The organism is Streptomyces sp. NPDC037083 (assembly GCF_055606485.1).
Map to the genome: position 1 here is coordinate 538,330 of NZ_JBVJSQ010000005.1, position 15,135 is coordinate 553,464.

The 15,135-nt window shown below is 72.4% G+C and carries 12 protein-coding genes; 7 read left to right on the forward strand and 5 right to left on the reverse strand.

Going from position 1 to position 15,135, the window contains the following annotated elements:
* Positions 1–65: 65 nt before the first annotated feature.
* The 6 genes from ACZ7DE_RS17275 to ACZ7DE_RS17300 all read left to right on the forward strand — a co-directional run bounded on the left by ACZ7DE_RS17275 (position 66) and on the right by ACZ7DE_RS17300 (position 7,212).
* A complete protein-coding gene (locus tag ACZ7DE_RS17275) occupies positions 66–1,088 on the forward strand; it encodes a LacI family DNA-binding transcriptional regulator (RefSeq protein WP_470761923.1) in 1,023 nt (340 codons plus the stop codon).
* Positions 1,089–1,250: 162 nt separating this feature from the next.
* Complete coding sequence (locus tag ACZ7DE_RS17280; protein ID WP_470761924.1) at positions 1,251–2,429, forward strand: S1C family serine protease; 1,179 nt, start codon at positions 1,251–1,253, stop codon at positions 2,427–2,429.
* A 36-nt stretch (positions 2,430–2,465) separates the two neighbouring features.
* Positions 2,466–2,684, forward strand: coding sequence for a hypothetical protein (locus tag ACZ7DE_RS17285; protein ID WP_470761926.1), 219 nt, complete (start codon positions 2,466–2,468; stop codon positions 2,682–2,684).
* Positions 2,685–2,800: 116 nt separating this feature from the next.
* The gene (locus ACZ7DE_RS17290) at positions 2,801–3,538 is read left to right on the forward strand and encodes a response regulator transcription factor (protein WP_470761927.1); all 738 of its coding nucleotides are present in this window, start codon (positions 2,801–2,803) and stop codon (positions 3,536–3,538) included.
* Complete coding sequence (locus ACZ7DE_RS17295) at positions 3,535–4,989, forward strand: HAMP domain-containing sensor histidine kinase (protein WP_470761929.1); 1,455 nt, start codon at positions 3,535–3,537, stop codon at positions 4,987–4,989. The genes ACZ7DE_RS17290 and ACZ7DE_RS17295 overlap by 4 nt, the downstream gene beginning before the upstream one ends.
* Positions 4,990–5,070: 81 nt before the next feature.
* The gene (locus ACZ7DE_RS17300) at positions 5,071–7,212 is read left to right on the forward strand and encodes a pectinesterase family protein (protein WP_470761931.1); all 2,142 of its coding nucleotides are present in this window, start codon (positions 5,071–5,073) and stop codon (positions 7,210–7,212) included.
* A 337-nt stretch (positions 7,213–7,549) separates the two neighbouring features.
* On the opposite strand, the gene ACZ7DE_RS17305 is transcribed toward ACZ7DE_RS17300, so the two are convergent.
* A complete protein-coding gene (locus ACZ7DE_RS17305) occupies positions 7,550–9,361 on the reverse strand; it encodes a bifunctional metallophosphatase/5'-nucleotidase (RefSeq protein ID WP_470761933.1) in 1,812 nt (603 codons plus the stop codon).
* Between the two features lie 158 nt (positions 9,362–9,519).
* Here ACZ7DE_RS17305 and mshD point away from each other — a divergent pair, with 158 nt between their 5' ends.
* Complete coding sequence (mshD, locus tag ACZ7DE_RS17310) at positions 9,520–10,446, forward strand: mycothiol synthase (protein ID WP_470761935.1); 927 nt, start codon at positions 9,520–9,522, stop codon at positions 10,444–10,446.
* Between the two features lie 454 nt (positions 10,447–10,900).
* Here mshD and ACZ7DE_RS17315 read toward each other — a convergent pair whose 3' ends face one another.
* From ACZ7DE_RS17315 to ACZ7DE_RS17330, 4 genes are all read right to left on the reverse strand, one after another.
* The gene (locus ACZ7DE_RS17315) at positions 10,901–11,554 is read right to left on the reverse strand and encodes an ABC transporter (RefSeq protein WP_470761948.1); all 654 of its coding nucleotides are present in this window, start codon (positions 11,552–11,554) and stop codon (positions 10,901–10,903) included.
* A 143-nt stretch (positions 11,555–11,697) separates the two neighbouring features.
* A complete protein-coding gene (locus ACZ7DE_RS17320) occupies positions 11,698–13,251 on the reverse strand; it encodes an ABC transporter permease (RefSeq protein WP_470761950.1) in 1,554 nt (517 codons plus the stop codon).
* On the reverse strand, positions 13,248–14,165 hold the full coding sequence (locus tag ACZ7DE_RS17325; protein WP_470761952.1) for an ABC transporter ATP-binding protein: 918 nt from the start codon (positions 14,163–14,165) through the stop codon (positions 13,248–13,250). Before ACZ7DE_RS17325 ends, ACZ7DE_RS17320 begins: the two co-directional genes overlap by 4 nt.
* A gap of 62 nt (positions 14,166–14,227) precedes the next feature.
* Positions 14,228–15,070: a cupin domain-containing protein gene (locus tag ACZ7DE_RS17330; protein ID WP_470761954.1), complete on the reverse strand. Its 843-nt coding sequence runs from the start codon at positions 15,068–15,070 to the stop codon at positions 14,228–14,230.
* Positions 15,071–15,135: the final 65 nt, after the last annotated feature.

Sequence of the window (15,135 nt, forward strand, 5' to 3'; positions counted from 1 at the left end):
GCTTGCGCACATCCAAGCTTCGGTCCGCCCTGCCCGGAGCCGGTCCATCCGCGTAGACTCCGCGCGTGGCCAAGGTGACTCGGGATGACGTGGCGCGACTGGCGGGTACCTCGACCGCCGTCGTCAGCTATGTCATCAACAACGGACCCCGGCCGGTCGCCCCGGCCACGCGCGAGCGTGTCCTCGCCGCCATCAAGGAGCTGGGGTACCGGCCCGACCGGGTCGCCCAGGCGATGGCGTCCCGGCGCACGGACCTCATAGGCCTGATCATCCCGGACGCCCGTCAGCCCTTCTTCGGGGAGATGGCGCACGCGGTCGAGCAGGCCGCCTCCGAGCGCGGGAAGATGGTGCTGGTCGGCAACACCGACTACGTCGCCGAGCGCGAGGTCCACTATCTGCGGGCGTTCCTCGGGATGCGGGTCTCGGGCCTCATCCTCGTCAGCCACGCGCTGAACGACCTGGCGGCCGCCGAGATCGACGCCTGGGACGCCCGGGTGGTGCTGCTGCACGAACGCCCCGAGGCCATCGACGACGTCGCCGTCGTCACCGACGACCTGGGCGGCGCCCAGCTCGCCGTCCGCCATCTGCTGGAGCACGGCCACGAGTACGTCGCGTGTGTCGGCGGCACCGCGGAGACGCCGTCCGTCGGCGACCCCGTCTCCGACCACGTCGAGGGCTGGCGGCGCGCCATGGACGAGGCCGGCCTCAGCACCGAGGGCCGGCTCTTCGAGGCGCCGTACAACCGCTACGACGCCTACCGCGTCTCCCTGGAGCTGCTGGCGGGCCCGGACCGGCCGCCGGCCGTCTTCTGCTCCACCGACGACCAGGCGATCGGCCTGCTGCGCGCGGCGCGCGAGCTGCGCATCGACGTGCCCGGCGAGCTGGCGGTCATCGGCTTCGACGACATCAAGGAAGCCGCCCTCGCCGACCCGCCCATGACGACGATCGCATCGGACCGCTCGGCGATGGCCCGGGCGGCGGTCGACCTCGTCCTGGACGACGGTCTGCGGGTCGCCGGGTCGCGGCGCGAGCGGCTGAAGGTGTTCCCCTCGCAACTGGTGGTACGGCAGTCCTGCGGCTGCGCGTAATCGGTCGAAGGCCCGCACGGGCCTTCGGGGGCCGTGCATGAGACGCGTCTGACAGCTCCGCCGGACTTCGGGACCGCTCTTCATATCGGGCAAACGAGGTTCTGGCGGCGTTCTCAGGGAGCACTCAGGGAGCTCTCATGGTGGGGCGTCAAGCTTCCTTCCATGACCGAGAGCTTCCGCCGCAGCGGCGAGTACGAGAACTTCGAGAACCCGTACCAGGCCCCGTACGAGGGCGCCCGGCAGCACGCCTCCTCCCCGGCGCCCCCCTCTCCCGTGAGCGCCTCCCCGGTGAACCCGGAGTGGCCGCCCCCGCCGGGGTACCGGCCCACCGCCCAGGCCCCGGTCGACCCCACCGCGGTGTGGCAGACGCAGGCCGCCGGCGGCCACGGCGGCGGCCACGGCGGCGGCGGCGGGACCGCTCTCCTCGACCCCGCGGCCGCCGAGCCCGCTCCCCCCGCCGGGAAGAAGCGCACCCGCGGCCCGCTCGCCCTGCTCGCCGCCGTGGCGATCGTCGCGGCCGCCATCGGCGGCGGCACGGCCTACGGCATCCAGGAGCTGACCGGCAAGGACGAGGTGGTCTCGTCGTCCACCACCACCAGCGTGGTGCCCTCCAGCAAGACGGGTGACGTGGCCACCATCGCGGCGACCGTCAGCCCGAGCGTCGTCGAGGTCAGCGCCACGCTCGCCAACGGCACGTCCACCGGCTCCGGCGTGATCATCACCGGCGACGGCGAGATCGTCACCAACAACCACGTGGTCTCCGGCGCGAACTCGATCAAGGTGAAGACCAGCGACGGCAAGTCCTACACCGCCAAGGTCGTCGGCACCGACAGCAAGAAGGACCTCGCGCTGATCAAGCTGGAGAACGCCTCCGGCCTGAAGCCTGCGACCCTCGGCAACTCCGACGGCGTCAAGGTCGGCGACACGGTCGTGGCGATCGGCTCCCCCGAGGGCCTGACCGGCACCGTCACCAGCGGCATCGTCTCCGCCCTGAACCGGGACGTGACCGTCTCCACCGACGAGAGCCAGGGACAGCAGCAGGGCGGCGGGGGCGGCAACTGGCCCTTCCAGTTCGGCGGCCAACAGTTCAACGGCGACACGGGCACGTCCACGACGACCTACAAGGCCCTGCAGACGGACGCCTCCCTCAACCCGGGCAACTCCGGCGGCGCGCTCATCGACGCCGGCGGCAACATCATCGGCATCAACTCCGCGATGTACTCCGCCGCGGCGGACTCCTCGTCCTCCGACGCCGGCAGCGTCGGCCTCGGCTTCGCCATCCCGATCAACACCGTCAAGGCCGACCTCGCCACGCTGCGGGCCGGCGGCTCCGACAGCTGACGCCCCCACACCCGAGACCGAGCCAGGGAGAACGTCATGATCATGCAGATCAAGCAGCTTTCGCACCCGGTCACCGGCAACGGCGCGACCGACCTCGCCCTGGCCCTCGACGTGGCGTACGAGCTGCACCCGCCGACGGCGGCGACCCGCGCGCCCGAGGTGGCGGCGCCGCAGCTGATGGGCCTGCGCACCACGGCCGCCCGCCCGCATCAGCGCAAGGTTCCGCTGAACCGGCTCACGGCCGTGCGCGGCTGATTCATCCCCAACCCGCTCTTTACGCGCACACCGGGAACCGTGCGAGGCTGAACGCACTCAGCACGTTCAGCAGGTCCAGCCTCCCTCGTCCCACCGCACCCGAGGAATCCACGCCCATGAGCCCCGCCGAAGGCGACCGTGACACCCAGCGCATCCTGATCGTCGACGACGAGCCGGCGGTGCGCGAAGCCCTCCAGCGCAGCCTCGCCTTCGAGGGATACGACACGGAGGTCGCCGTGGACGGCGCGGACGCGCTGGAGAAGGCCGCCGCCTACCGCCCCGACCTGGTGGTGCTGGACATCCAGATGCCGCGCATGGACGGCCTCACCGCCGCGCGCCGCATCCGCGGGGCCGGGGACACCACGCCCATCCTGATGCTGACGGCCCGCGACACGGTCGGCGACCGGGTCACCGGCCTCGACGCGGGCGCCGACGACTACCTGGTCAAGCCGTTCGAACTCGACGAGCTGTTCGCCCGGGTACGGGCCCTGCTGCGGCGCAGTTCCTACGCGTCGGCGGCCGGCGCCGGGGCCGTGCCCGACGACGAGGCCCTCACCTTCGGGGACCTGCGCATGGACCTCGCGACGCGGGAGGTGACGCGCGGCGGGCGTCCCGTCGAGCTGACCCGCACGGAGTTCACCCTCCTGGAGATGTTCATGGCGCACCCGCGCCAGGTCCTCACCCGTGAGCAGATCCTGAAGGCGGTGTGGGGCTTCGACTTCGAGCCGTCGTCCAACTCGCTGGACGTGTACGTGATGTACCTGCGCCGCAAGACGGAGGCGGGCGGAGAGCCGCGTCTCGTGCACACCGTGCGGGGCGTCGGGTACGTGTTGCGACAGGGCGGGGCCGAGTGAACAGGGTCGCCCGGCGGTTCCGTACCCTTCCGATCCGGGCCCGGCTGTCGCTGCTGGTCGCCGCCGCTGTGGCGTTCGCGGTTGCGGCGGTGTCGGTGACCTGCTGGTTCATCGTGCAGGGGAAGCTGTACGACCAGGTCGACGAAGACCTCCAGAAGGCGGCCGCGATGGGGCGGCTCCAGGACCAGGCCAACGACGCCGTCAGCAACTGCACTCAGACGCCGTCGGACAACCCGTTCGGACCCCGCAACACGTATTTGCAGGTGGTCCTGGAGGACGGGACGTCCTGCGTCATGGACTTCTCCATGGGGGTGGTCAAGGTCGCCGAGGCGGACAAGAACGTGGCGAAGGAAGGCACCGACGCCATGATCCGCAACGGAACGGACTCCGACGGCGAATCCGTCCGTGTGCTCACGCTGCCGCTGACTCCGAAGTCCCCCCAACTGCCCAAGGCCGCGGTGGTCATCGCCGTCCCCCTCAAGGGCACCCAGTCCACCCTCAACGACCTCGCCCTCATCCTGCTCCTCGTCTCCGGCCTCGGAGTCGTGGGCGCCGGCGCCGCCGGTCTCGCCGTCGCGCGAGCCGGTCTGCGTCCCGTCGACAAGCTCACCGAGGCCGTCGAGCACGTGGCGCGCACCGAGGACCTGAGCGTGCGCATCCCCGTCGAGGACGACGCCGAGGACGAGGTTGCCCGTCTCTCCCGCTCCTTCAACTCGATGACCGCCTCCCTCGCCAACTCCCATGAACTGCAACAGCAGTTGATCGCGGACGCCGGGCACGAGCTGCGTACCCCCCTCACCTCCCTCCGCACCAACATCGAGCTGCTCACCCGGAGCGAGGAGACGGGCCGTCCGATCCCCGAGGCCGACCGCAAGGCGCTGCTCGCCTCCGTCAAGGCGCAGATGACCGAACTCGCCTCGCTGATCGGCGACCTTCAGGAACTGTCCCGCTCGGAGGGCCAGCGCGGCGAACGCGTACAGGTGGTCTCACTGGAGGACACGGTGGAGTCGGCGCTGCGCCGGGCACGGCTGCGCGGCCCGGAACTGACCATCACGGCCTCGCTCGACCCCTGGTACACCCGGGCCGAACCGGCCGCGCTGGAGCGGGCGGTGGTCAACATCCTGGACAACGCGGTGAAGTTCAGCCCCGAGGGCGGCACCATCGAGGTGCGGCTCGACAACGGCACCCTGACCGTCCGCGACCACGGCCCCGGCATCCCCGCCGAGGAACTCCGCCACGTCTTCGACCGCTTCTGGCGCTCCCCGAGCGCGAGGGCGCTGCCGGGCTCGGGGCTGGGCCTGTCGATCGTCGCCCGCACCGTGGAACAGGCGGGCGGCCAGGTTACCCTGGCCCACGCGGACGGCGGCGGCACGGTGGCGACGGTCCGGCTGCCGGGGGCGCCGACCCCTCCGCCGGAGGATCCCGCCGTCGGGTCACCACTCCCGTCGTAGAACTCCCGCGGCACCGGCAACCTTCCCGTACCGGGCGGCGACTCACCCTCAGTCACCCCCCACACGGAAGGGTTTCGCCGTATGAGCGAGCATCGCCGCACGTCGCCCGGGTCGGCCGGGACGAGCGAGTCCGCCGAGTCGGCCGGGCCGACGGCCAGGCCCCGTCACCGCAGGAACAGGAGGGCACTGGCCGTCGGTCTCCCCCTCGCCCTCACCGCCGCCGGCACCCTCGCCTACGGCTCCGACCTCGGGCTGTTCGGCGCGGCCGGGCAGGCGAACGCCTCGGCCGCGACCGCCGCCGCGACCGCCTGGGCCACCGCCTCCGCCGACGGCTTCGCCTCGGTCGACGCACTGGGCCAGAACGGCACCTACGGCGGCCGGGACGGCAGGACCGTCACCGTGAAGACCCTCGCCGACCTCGAGAGGTACGCGACCGCCGACGAGCCGTACGTCATCGTCGTCGCGGCCGCGATCACCATGGATCCGGTCGGCAAGGAGATCAAGGTCCGGTCGGACAAGACGATCGTCGGATCCGGCACCTCCGGGCAGATCGTCGGCGGCGGCTTCTTCCTCGGCCAGGGCGTCCACAACGTGATCATCCGCAACCTGACGATCCGGGACGCCTACCAGGGCGTCTGGAACGACAAGGAGCACGACTTCGACGCCATCCAGATGGACGGCGCCCACCACGTCTGGATCGACCACAACGATCTGCGGCACATGGCCGACGGGCTCATCGACAGCCGCAAGGACACGACCTACCTGACCGTCTCCTGGAACAGGCTGAGCCAGGACAACAAGGCGTTCGGCATCGGCTGGACCGACAACGTCACCGCCGACGTCACGATCCACCACAACTGGATCCGCGAGACCGAGCAGCGCAACCCGTCCACGGACAACGTCGCCCACGCGCACCTGTACAACAACTTCCTGGAGGACGTGGCGGGGACGGACATCAGGTCCTCCTACGGCAACTACGCGCGCGGCAGGACCAACATGGTCCTGGAGAACTCCTGCTTCCAGGGGCTGACCAACCCCGTGATCCGGGACGCGACCGCCACCGTCGTCCAGCGCGGCAACGTGTACTCCGGGACGGCCGGCAGGAACGAGAGCGGCGGCGCGGGCGCGGTCTGGGATCCCAGGACGTACTACGCGTACACCCTCGACAAGGCGGCGGACGTGCCGGCGCTGCTCAGGTCGGCCGCGGGCCCGCGCAGTTCCATCGGCACGGGGGCGGTCACGACGACGGCCACGACGAGGGCGGCGGCCGCCACCACGCTCACCGTCGCCAAGGACGGCAGCGGGCAGTACACGTCCGTGCAGGCCGCCGTGAACGCCGTGCCGGTGAACAACCCCTCGCGCGTCGTGATCGCCGTCAAGCCGGGCACGTACCGCGAACTGGTCAAGGTGCCGGCCAACAAGCCGCACGTCACCATCCAGGGCACCGGCGGCAGCCGCAAGGACACCACGATCGTCTACAACAACGCCTCGGGGACGCCGAAGCCCGGCGGGGGCACCTACGGCACCGGCGGCAGCGCCACCGTCGCCGTCGAGGCGGACGACTTCCAGGCCCGCAACCTGACCGTCTCCAACGACTTCGACGAAGCCGCCCACCAGGACATCGCCGGTCAGGCGGTCGCCCTGCGCACCGCCGCCGACAAGGTGTTCCTCGACGGCGTCATCGTCAGCGGCGACCAGGACACCCTGCTGGTGGACACCGCGTCCAAGGACAGGCTCGGCCGCGTCTACATGACGAACTCCTACGTCGTCGGCAACGTCGACTTCATCTTCGGCCGCGCCACGGCGGTGATCGACAAGTCCGTCATCACCCTGAAGAAGCGTTGGAACGGCACCTCGGCCGGCTATGTCACCGCCCCCAGCACCGCCGCGAACCGCAAGGGCATCCTGATCGCCAACTCCACGGTGAGCGGTGACGTCTCCGACCGCAGCTTCCACCTCGGCCGCCCCTGGCACGCGGGCGGCGACGCGAGCCTCGACCCGCAGGCCACCGTCCGCAACACGACCCTGAGCGCCGCGATCAAGACCGCGCCCTGGACCGACATGAGCGGCTTCTCGTGGAAGGACGACCGGTTCGCCGAGTACCAGAACAAGGGCGCGGGCGCCGGCGCCGCGAGCACCGACCGCCCCCACCTGACCGACGCCCAGGCCGCCGGCCAGGAGGTCGCGGACTGGCTGGGCGACTGGACCCCCACGGCCTCCTGACGGGCCGGGCGCCGTCTACGCGCGCCGGCCGCGTGGACGGCGCCCGGACAGGAGCGAGTCCCAGCCGTCTGACACGGCGTCCCAGGTGTTCGACGCGGCGTCACCGACCCCGCACCACGCCGTAATCGCTCTGGTGATCGCCGGGCCCACCCTCCCATGACCGATCGCGCGACGGGCAGGATCTCGTCCGCCGACCAGGGCCGGGCCGGGCGGGCGTACACCCCGCACCGGGTCATCGGCTCGTCGTGCCCGCCGACGAAGAACTCACACAGGTTTTAATACGAAGAGGCGGCCGCGTCGGTGACGCGGCCGCCTCTTGGCTGTCCTGCTGAAAGGGTTACTGCACGATCGTGATCCGGTTCGCCGTCGGCGGGGCGATCGGGCCCGCGGCCGAGGAGTTGGCGAGCAGGTACTGCTCCAGGGCCGTCAGGTCGTCGGCGCCGACGAGGTCACCGGTGCCCTGGCCCAGCGTGGGGAAGCCGTCGCCGCCGCCCGCGAGGAAGCTGTTCGTCGAGACGCGGTAGGTCGCGGCCGGGTCGATCGCCGCGCCGTTCAGCTTGATGGAGCCCGTGACGACGCGGTCGGCGCCGCTCTTCGTCAGGTCCAGCGTGTACGTCAGGTTGGCGGACGGCTGGAGGATCTTGGGCGCGCTCGCGTTCGTCCCGCTCACCTGCTCCTTGAGAACCTGGATCAGCTGGGCGCCGGTGAAGTTCTGCAGGTTCACGGTGTTGGAGAACGGCTGGACGGTGAAGCCCTCGGCGTAGGTCACCACGCCGTCGCCCTCGCTGCCCTTGGCCGCGTAGGTGAGACCGGCCCGGACGCCGCCCGGGTTCATCAGCGCGAGGTCCGTCTCCGGGTCGAGCTGCTTGCCGTACCAGAACTGGGCGTCCGCGATCAGGTCGCCCATCGGGGACTCGGTGCCCGTGTTGGGGACGTCCGCGGAGATGTGGCCGATCGCCCTGTTGCCGATGGGCGCCGCCAGGGTGTTCCACCTGGTGATCAGCTCGGTCATGTCGGGCGCCTTGGCAACCGTCCGGGTGACCACGTGGTTCGCCGACTTGACGGCTGTGCGCGCGATGTCACCGGTGAAGCGGTCGTACGTCAGCGTGGTGTCCGTGTACAGCCGGCCGAAGGACGCGGCCGAGGTGACCGTGCGAGGCCTGCCCGACGGGTCCGGGATCGTGCACGCGTACGCGGCGTGCGTGTGGCCCGTCACCAGCGCGTCCACCGAGGGGGTGATGTTCTTCGCTATGTCGACGATCGGGCCGGAGATACCGGCGCCCGCGCCCGGGGAGTCGCAGTTGTAGTTGTACGCCCCCGAGGCCGGCAGACCGCCCTCGTGGATGAGCGCCACGATCGACTTCACGCCCTGCTTCTGCAGCACCTTGGCGTACTTGTTGATCGTCTCGACCTCGTCCTTGAACTTGAGGCCCTTGACGCCCTCGGCGGAGACGACGCCGGGGGTGTCCTCCAGCGTCACGCCGATGAAGCCGATCTTGACGTCCTTCTTCTTCCAGACCCAGTACGGCTTCAGGATCGGCTTGCCGGTCTTCTCGTTCAGGACGTTGGCCGCCAGGTACGGGAAGTCGGCGCCCTCGAACTCCTCGTCCGTGTAGCAGCCGGCCGTCGGGTGACAGCCGCCGTGCTGCAGCCGGCCCAGTTCCTTGGCGCCCTCGTCGAACTCGTGGTTGCCGACGGAGGTGACGTCCAGGTCCAGCTTGTTCAGCGCCTCGATGGTCGGCTCGTCGTGGAAGAGACCCGAGATCAGCGGCGAGGCGCCCACCATGTCGCCACCCGCCGCGGTGATCGAGTAGGCCTTGCCCTTGCGGGCCTCGCGCAGGTGCGTGGCGAGGTACTCCACACCGCCCGCGTCGATCGTCTTCGTGGTGCCGTCCGCCTGCAGTTCCGTGACCCGGCCCGAGGAGCCGGACGGGGGTTCGAGGTTGCCGTGCAGGTCGTTGAAGGACAGCAGCTGTACGTCCTGGTAGCGGCTCGGCAGCGGCTTGCCGTGCTTGCTGTCGTGCGCGTCCGCCGGGAGCGCGGCGGCGAGGGCACCGGCGGTCGCGAGTACCGCGGAGGCCGCGACAAGACGGTACGTACGGCGTCGGCCGCGTCTGTCGCTCGGCTGCGGCTGGGAAGTGGCTGGCATGCGCCCCCCTGTGAATCGGCTGGAATAGGTGGCTCCCGTCCGGCGCAGCCTAGAGTCAACGCGCGTAGCGCGACAGGGGGTTACTGGTTACATCCTGGTTTCCCTTTGCCCTCTCCTTTGCCGCCACTTTGCGGCCTCCGCCCCTTACCCTCGTACGCATGACCAGCGACGACATCGCACGGATCCCCGGCTCCCGATCCATCGAGACCCACTCCGAGCTCTCCCCCGAACAGACCGAGGCCGTCCTCGAACTGCTCGCGGAGGCCGCCCGGACGGACGGCCAGCAGGCGGTGTCCGAACAGGGCCGGCTGCAGCTGCGCGGAGGCGCCCGCGACGGCGTCTGTCATCTGGTCCTCACCCTCGACGGCGAACTCGTCGGTTACGCCCAGCTGGAGGACACCGACCCGGTCGAGGCGCCCGCCGCCGAGCTGGTGGTCCACCCCTCGCACCGCGGTCACGGGCACGGCCGGGCGCTCGGCTCCGCCCTGCTCGCCGCATCCGGCAAGCGGCTTCGGGTGTGGGCCCACGGCGGTCACTCCGCCGCGCGACACCTAGCCCAGGTCCTCGGCCTGACGCTGTTCCGCGAACTGCGTCAGATGCGGCGGACGTTGACCGACCTCGAACTGCCCGATCCGGTGCTGCCCGCGGGCGTGACCGTCCGCGCCTTCGTCCCCGGGCAGGACGACGCCGCCTGGCTCGCCGTCAACGCCGCCGCCTTCGCCCACCATCCCGAACAGGGCTCCCTCACCCAGCGCGACCTCGACGACCGCAAGGCCGAGCCCTGGTTCGACCCCGCCGGCTTCTTCCTCGCCTTCCGCGGCGAGCGCCTCGTCGGCTTCCACTGGACGAAGGTCCACGCCGAGGAGCAGCTCGGTGAGGTGTACGTCCTCGGCGTCGACCCCAACGCCCAGGGGGGCGGCCTCGGCAAGGCCCTCACCACGATCGGCCTGCGGCATCTCGCGGCGCAGGGGCTGCCCACGGCGATGCTGTACGTCGACGCCGACAACAAGGCGGCGGTGTCCGTGTACGAGCGGCTGGGCTTCCTCACTCACGAGACGGACCTGATGTACCGCTCGGAGACGTGAGCGGCGCTCACCTGGGGCGGGGGCGGGCAACGCGGCCGGGGCGGGCGCGGGAGTCCGGTCACCCCCGTGCCGGAGCGGGCGCCGGGGCCTGGGCGAGTGCCGGGGTCCGATGGTCACCCGGTGTGGGCGCCGCGACCGGGGCGGGCGCCGCGGCCGGGGCGGGCGCGGGAATCCGGTCACCCCCGTGCCGGAGCGGGCGCCGGGGCCTGGGCGAGTGCCGGGGTCCGCTGCTCACTCGGTCCGATGGTCACCCGGTGGCGGGCGCCGCGACCGGGGCGGGCGCCGCGACCGGTGCGTGCGCCGCGACCGGTGCGTGCGCCGCGACCGGTGCGTGCGCGGGGGGTGCCGAGGCAGGGGCGGGGGCCCGCTGGTCACTCGGCGCCGGGGCTAGGCAAGTGCCGGGGCCCGCTGGTCACCCGGGGCCGGGGCCCAGGCGAGTGCCGGGCTCCGCTGCTCACCCGTTGCCGGGGCCGGCGCCGGGGTCGCGGCTCGGGGGCCGTAGGACCAGCCTCGGGCCCGACAGCCCCTTCAGCGGCTCCGGCGTGAACAGTGCGCTCACCGCCGCAGTGACCCCCAGGGCCGCCGCCCATCTCACCTGCGTCGCCGCCCAGTAGGGATCCTGGGGTGTGCCCAGCAGTCCCCAGCGGTTCGGGACCAGCACTGTCACGCCGGCCACCACTCCCAGCCAGATCGCCGCCCCCCTGCCCACCGCCGCCGAGCCCGTGAAGCGAACGGCGGTCGCCGCGAGGGCGAGGGCCGCGCCCGCCATCGCCGCGGCCTCGACGGTGGCCGGGCCCGGCGCGGGGCGGGTCGGGGCCGGTATGAGCAGCAGGACCGCGACCCACCAGAGCGACGCGAGCGGAGCCACCAGGGCCAGCCGCAGCACGGTTCGCCACGGCCGGCCCACCGGTGTCGCCGCGGTCGTGTTCCGGGCGGGGTCGTCCAGGAGGAAGGCCAGGCCCAGTGCGCCGACGAAGGCGGTCAGGCGCAGGACCGGCAGCCCCGACTCGACGTCCGGCGCGTGCTCGGGGAGGCGAAGCTCCGCCGCCGACAGCAGGCCCAGACCGCCGGCCACGGTCAGCGGCAGCCAGGGGAGGCTGCGCCACACCGGCGGCACCAGCGACCGGAGCAGGCCGACCGGGTCCCTCCGCGCCCCCGGCCTCCGCGCCCCCGGCCTCCTCGTCTCCGGGGTCGGCTCCGCCCCCGGGGCCCGCCTCATTCCCGAGGCGGTCCTCGTCGTCCTCGCTCCCCCTACTCCTCGCACTTCTCCGCCTCCTTCGGCACCGCGACGCCCAGCAGCTTCGCGGCCTGCGCGGTCGTCGTGCTCGCGGACGTCAGGTCGGTCCAGTGAGCCTTGACGCGGGCCGTCATCGCGGCCCGCGGGGACGCCAGCAGTTCCCGGATCACCGTCGTCTGCGGGCCCGTCAGGCTCAGTCCGTTCGTCGGGGCCAGGACCTGGCCCGAGCCGGTGACGCTGTCACTCAGCCGCACGTTCCGGAAGGTCGCCATCGGGGTGGGGTCGGTGCTCAGGACCAGCCACATGACGGTCACCGCGCGCGCGTCGTCGCACATCTCCTGCGTCGTCATGTCCTCCGAGCCCCCCACCAGGACGGTGGCGGCGCCGACCGCGAACTCGGGGACCCGGTTGCCGCCCCAGCGCGTGCCGACCGTCACCTGGCCCGGGGTGGTGGAGGGGTCCAGCGCGCCGTCGCCCTCCACCGTGTCGCCGACGTAGATGCGCTGGCGGACCGTCAGGGGCGCCTGCGCGGCGGCTCCTCCGGCCGCGGACCGGACGCGGTCGACGACCTCGGCCCAGTCGGACCGCACACCGTTCCACTCGGGGAACGAGCAGTACGTCGAGCGGCCGTACGTCGTGCACGACTGGACCTTCTCAGGGGCGTCGCCCGCCGTCCTGCGGGCCGCTTCCAGGGCTTTGCCGTCGCGGGGAAGCTGGCCGACCGCGCCGGCCGCGGTGACCGCGAGGGCGAGGACGGTCGCCGCCGTGACGGCCCGGGTACGACCGCCGGACCGCAGCAGGGCCGCGCAGGCCAGCACGGCGCACAGGCCCGTCGCATACAGCGCGTGCCAGCCGGAGGGGCGGCCGATCAGGTCGGAGGGGACCGGGTCGCCCCCGGTCTCGGCAACGAAGACGAACGGCGAGAGCCAGCCCCGCCACCCGCCCTCGGACACGTTCACGGAGGCCAGCAGGAAGAGCATGTAGAGGGGGATCGTGAACAGTATGGGGACGAAGGAGGAGGGCAGCAGACGGGCCAGCAGTACTCCCATGACACCGGCCAGCAGGACGGTCAGGGGGCCGACGGTCAGTTCCCCGAAGGAGCCGTGGCCGATCGCGCCGGGCTTCAGGGCCTCCCGGCAGAACTCGGCCGCGACGACGAGCGCGGTGAGCGCCGCGTACGGGACCACCGACAGCACATGGGCGAGGGTGCGCCGCCAGGGTTCCATGGCCAGGACGTCGAACTGCTGCACGGTGTTGCTCTTGCGGGAGCGCAGCGCGGCCGCGTTGGAGCAGATGAACACCGCGACGGCGAACAGCAGAGGTCCCGACTGGGTGCGGCGGTCGACGGTGTTGAGGACGGGGTAGTCGTTCATGCCGTCGCTGCCCATCAGCCGCAGGGCGACGAAACCGACGTAGATCGCGAAGGTGAGCAGGATCGGGACCTGCAGCAGCAGTTCGCGTGCCTCGAAACGGGCGAGGGCCAGGACGGCTCGTGCACGGCGGCCCTCGCGCGCGGGCTCGGTGAGCGCGGGCGCGACTCCGGTGATCGTCGGGGTGGCCGTGCTCATGCGGTCACCGCCGTGCTCTCGCCGTCGAGGGCGAGCAGATAGCCGTCCTCCAGGGTCGGTTCAAGGAGGTCGGCGCCCTTGGGCGGGTCGCCGAGGTTACGGAAGACGCCGGCGCCGGTGCGCCAGCCGGCCAGGGCGTTCGGATCGCGTTCGGCGCTGCTCCAGACCCGGCCCGCCGCTCGGGCGGTCAGCTCGGCCGGGGTGCCCTCGAAGCGGACGCGGCCGCCGGCCAGGACCACGACACGGTGACAGAGCATCGCCACGTCCTCGGTCTGGTGGGTGGACAGCAGCACGGTGCGGCCCTCTCCCGCCTGGGCGATCAACTCGCGGAAACGCATGCGCTGTTCGGGGTCGAGGCCGACGGTCGGCTCGTCCAGCACGAGGAGGCCGGGTTCGCCGACGAGGGCGGCGGCCAGGGCGACGCGCTGACGCATTCCGCCGGAGAGCCGCTTCAGACGCCGGCCGCGCACCTCGGAGAGGTTCACGGCCTCCAGCACGCGCCGCACCTCGCGCAGCCGGGCGGAGCGGTCGGTCAGCTCCTTCAGGATCGCCACGTAGTCGACGAAGTCGAAAGCCGTGAAGTCCGGGTGGAACCCGGGGTTCTGGGGCAGATAGCCGAGCGTGCGGCGCAGGGCGAGCCGCCCGGAGGCGGTGCCGGGGTCGTGGCCGAGGGCCGTGAACCGCCCGCCGTCGGGCGGTACGGCCGTGGCCAGCACCCGCAGCAGAGTCGTCTTCCCCGCGCCGTTGGGGCCCAGCAGACCGGTGACGCCGTGGCTGAGCCGCAGCGAGACCCCGTCGAGGGCTCGTGTCCCGCCGAAGCGCAGGGACAGGTCGGTGGCCGTCAGGGTGGCGGGGCCGGAGGCCGCTCGGCCGCTGTGGCCCGGGACGGGGCCGGAGGCGGGGGCGGTGGTCATGTGGGGCTCCTGGAATTCCGGTTGGCGGGCGGGGTCGGGCTCTGCGGGGCCGGGGCGCCGTGTCATCCGGCACCGCCGTCCGGGAAGCCGCCCACGGGACGCGCGTCGAAGCGGTCCCGGGCCTGGTAGAGCAGCAGGGCGGCGAGGGCCGCGACCGCCGCCGCGGCCGCCTGCCCCGCCGCCGTGAAGGGGGCGAGGGTGTCCTGGGCGTGCGCCTGGACCCTGGCCGCCGCCAGCAGCGTCACCCACGCGCCGCCGACCAGGGCGGGCGCCACGACCGGACCCAGCCGGGCGGTCAGCGCGAGCCCCGCCCCGGTGAGGGCGAGCGCCGGCAGCAGCCAGGCCAGGGCCAGCAGCCCGTACCCCGGAAGGGCCAGCGTCGCCAGGCCGTTGCAGACGAGGCCGGCGGTGAGCACCGCGACCGTGCGGATCATCAGCAGCCGGAAGCCGTGCAGCGGCGCGACGACCGCCATCTCGTACGTCGGGTCGAGGGACGGGCCGTAGGACAGGGCCACGCCGGCGAGCGGGAGCAGCGGGGCCAGCGCCAGGAACAGCGTCGGCTGATCCACCATGCGCACCGCGAGCACGGTGACGACCAGCAGGAACAGCACCGCCAGCAGCCAGGAGCGGCGCAGCACCGGCGTGGCCGCGAGCAGCCGCGCGGTGTGGTCGGCCATGCCCATCCGCACCAGCAGCCGCTCGATCAGGCTCGGCCGCGGCGCGTCCAGCTCGGCGTCCAGCCGTTCCCAGGCGGCGTCCAGCGCGACCGGGTCGGTGGCGCCGGCGAGCCGGGCCCGGCACTCGGCGCACGCGGTGAGATGGGCGTCGGCGGACCACAGCAGGGGTGGTGCCAGCTCGCCCTGCGCGTAGGCGCGCAGGTCTTCTTCAGCCACGTGCCACGTCATGCCACGACCTCCCTCGACCGCTCGTCGCCCACGCGAGCGCGCAGGCCTGCTCCGCACACGTACCG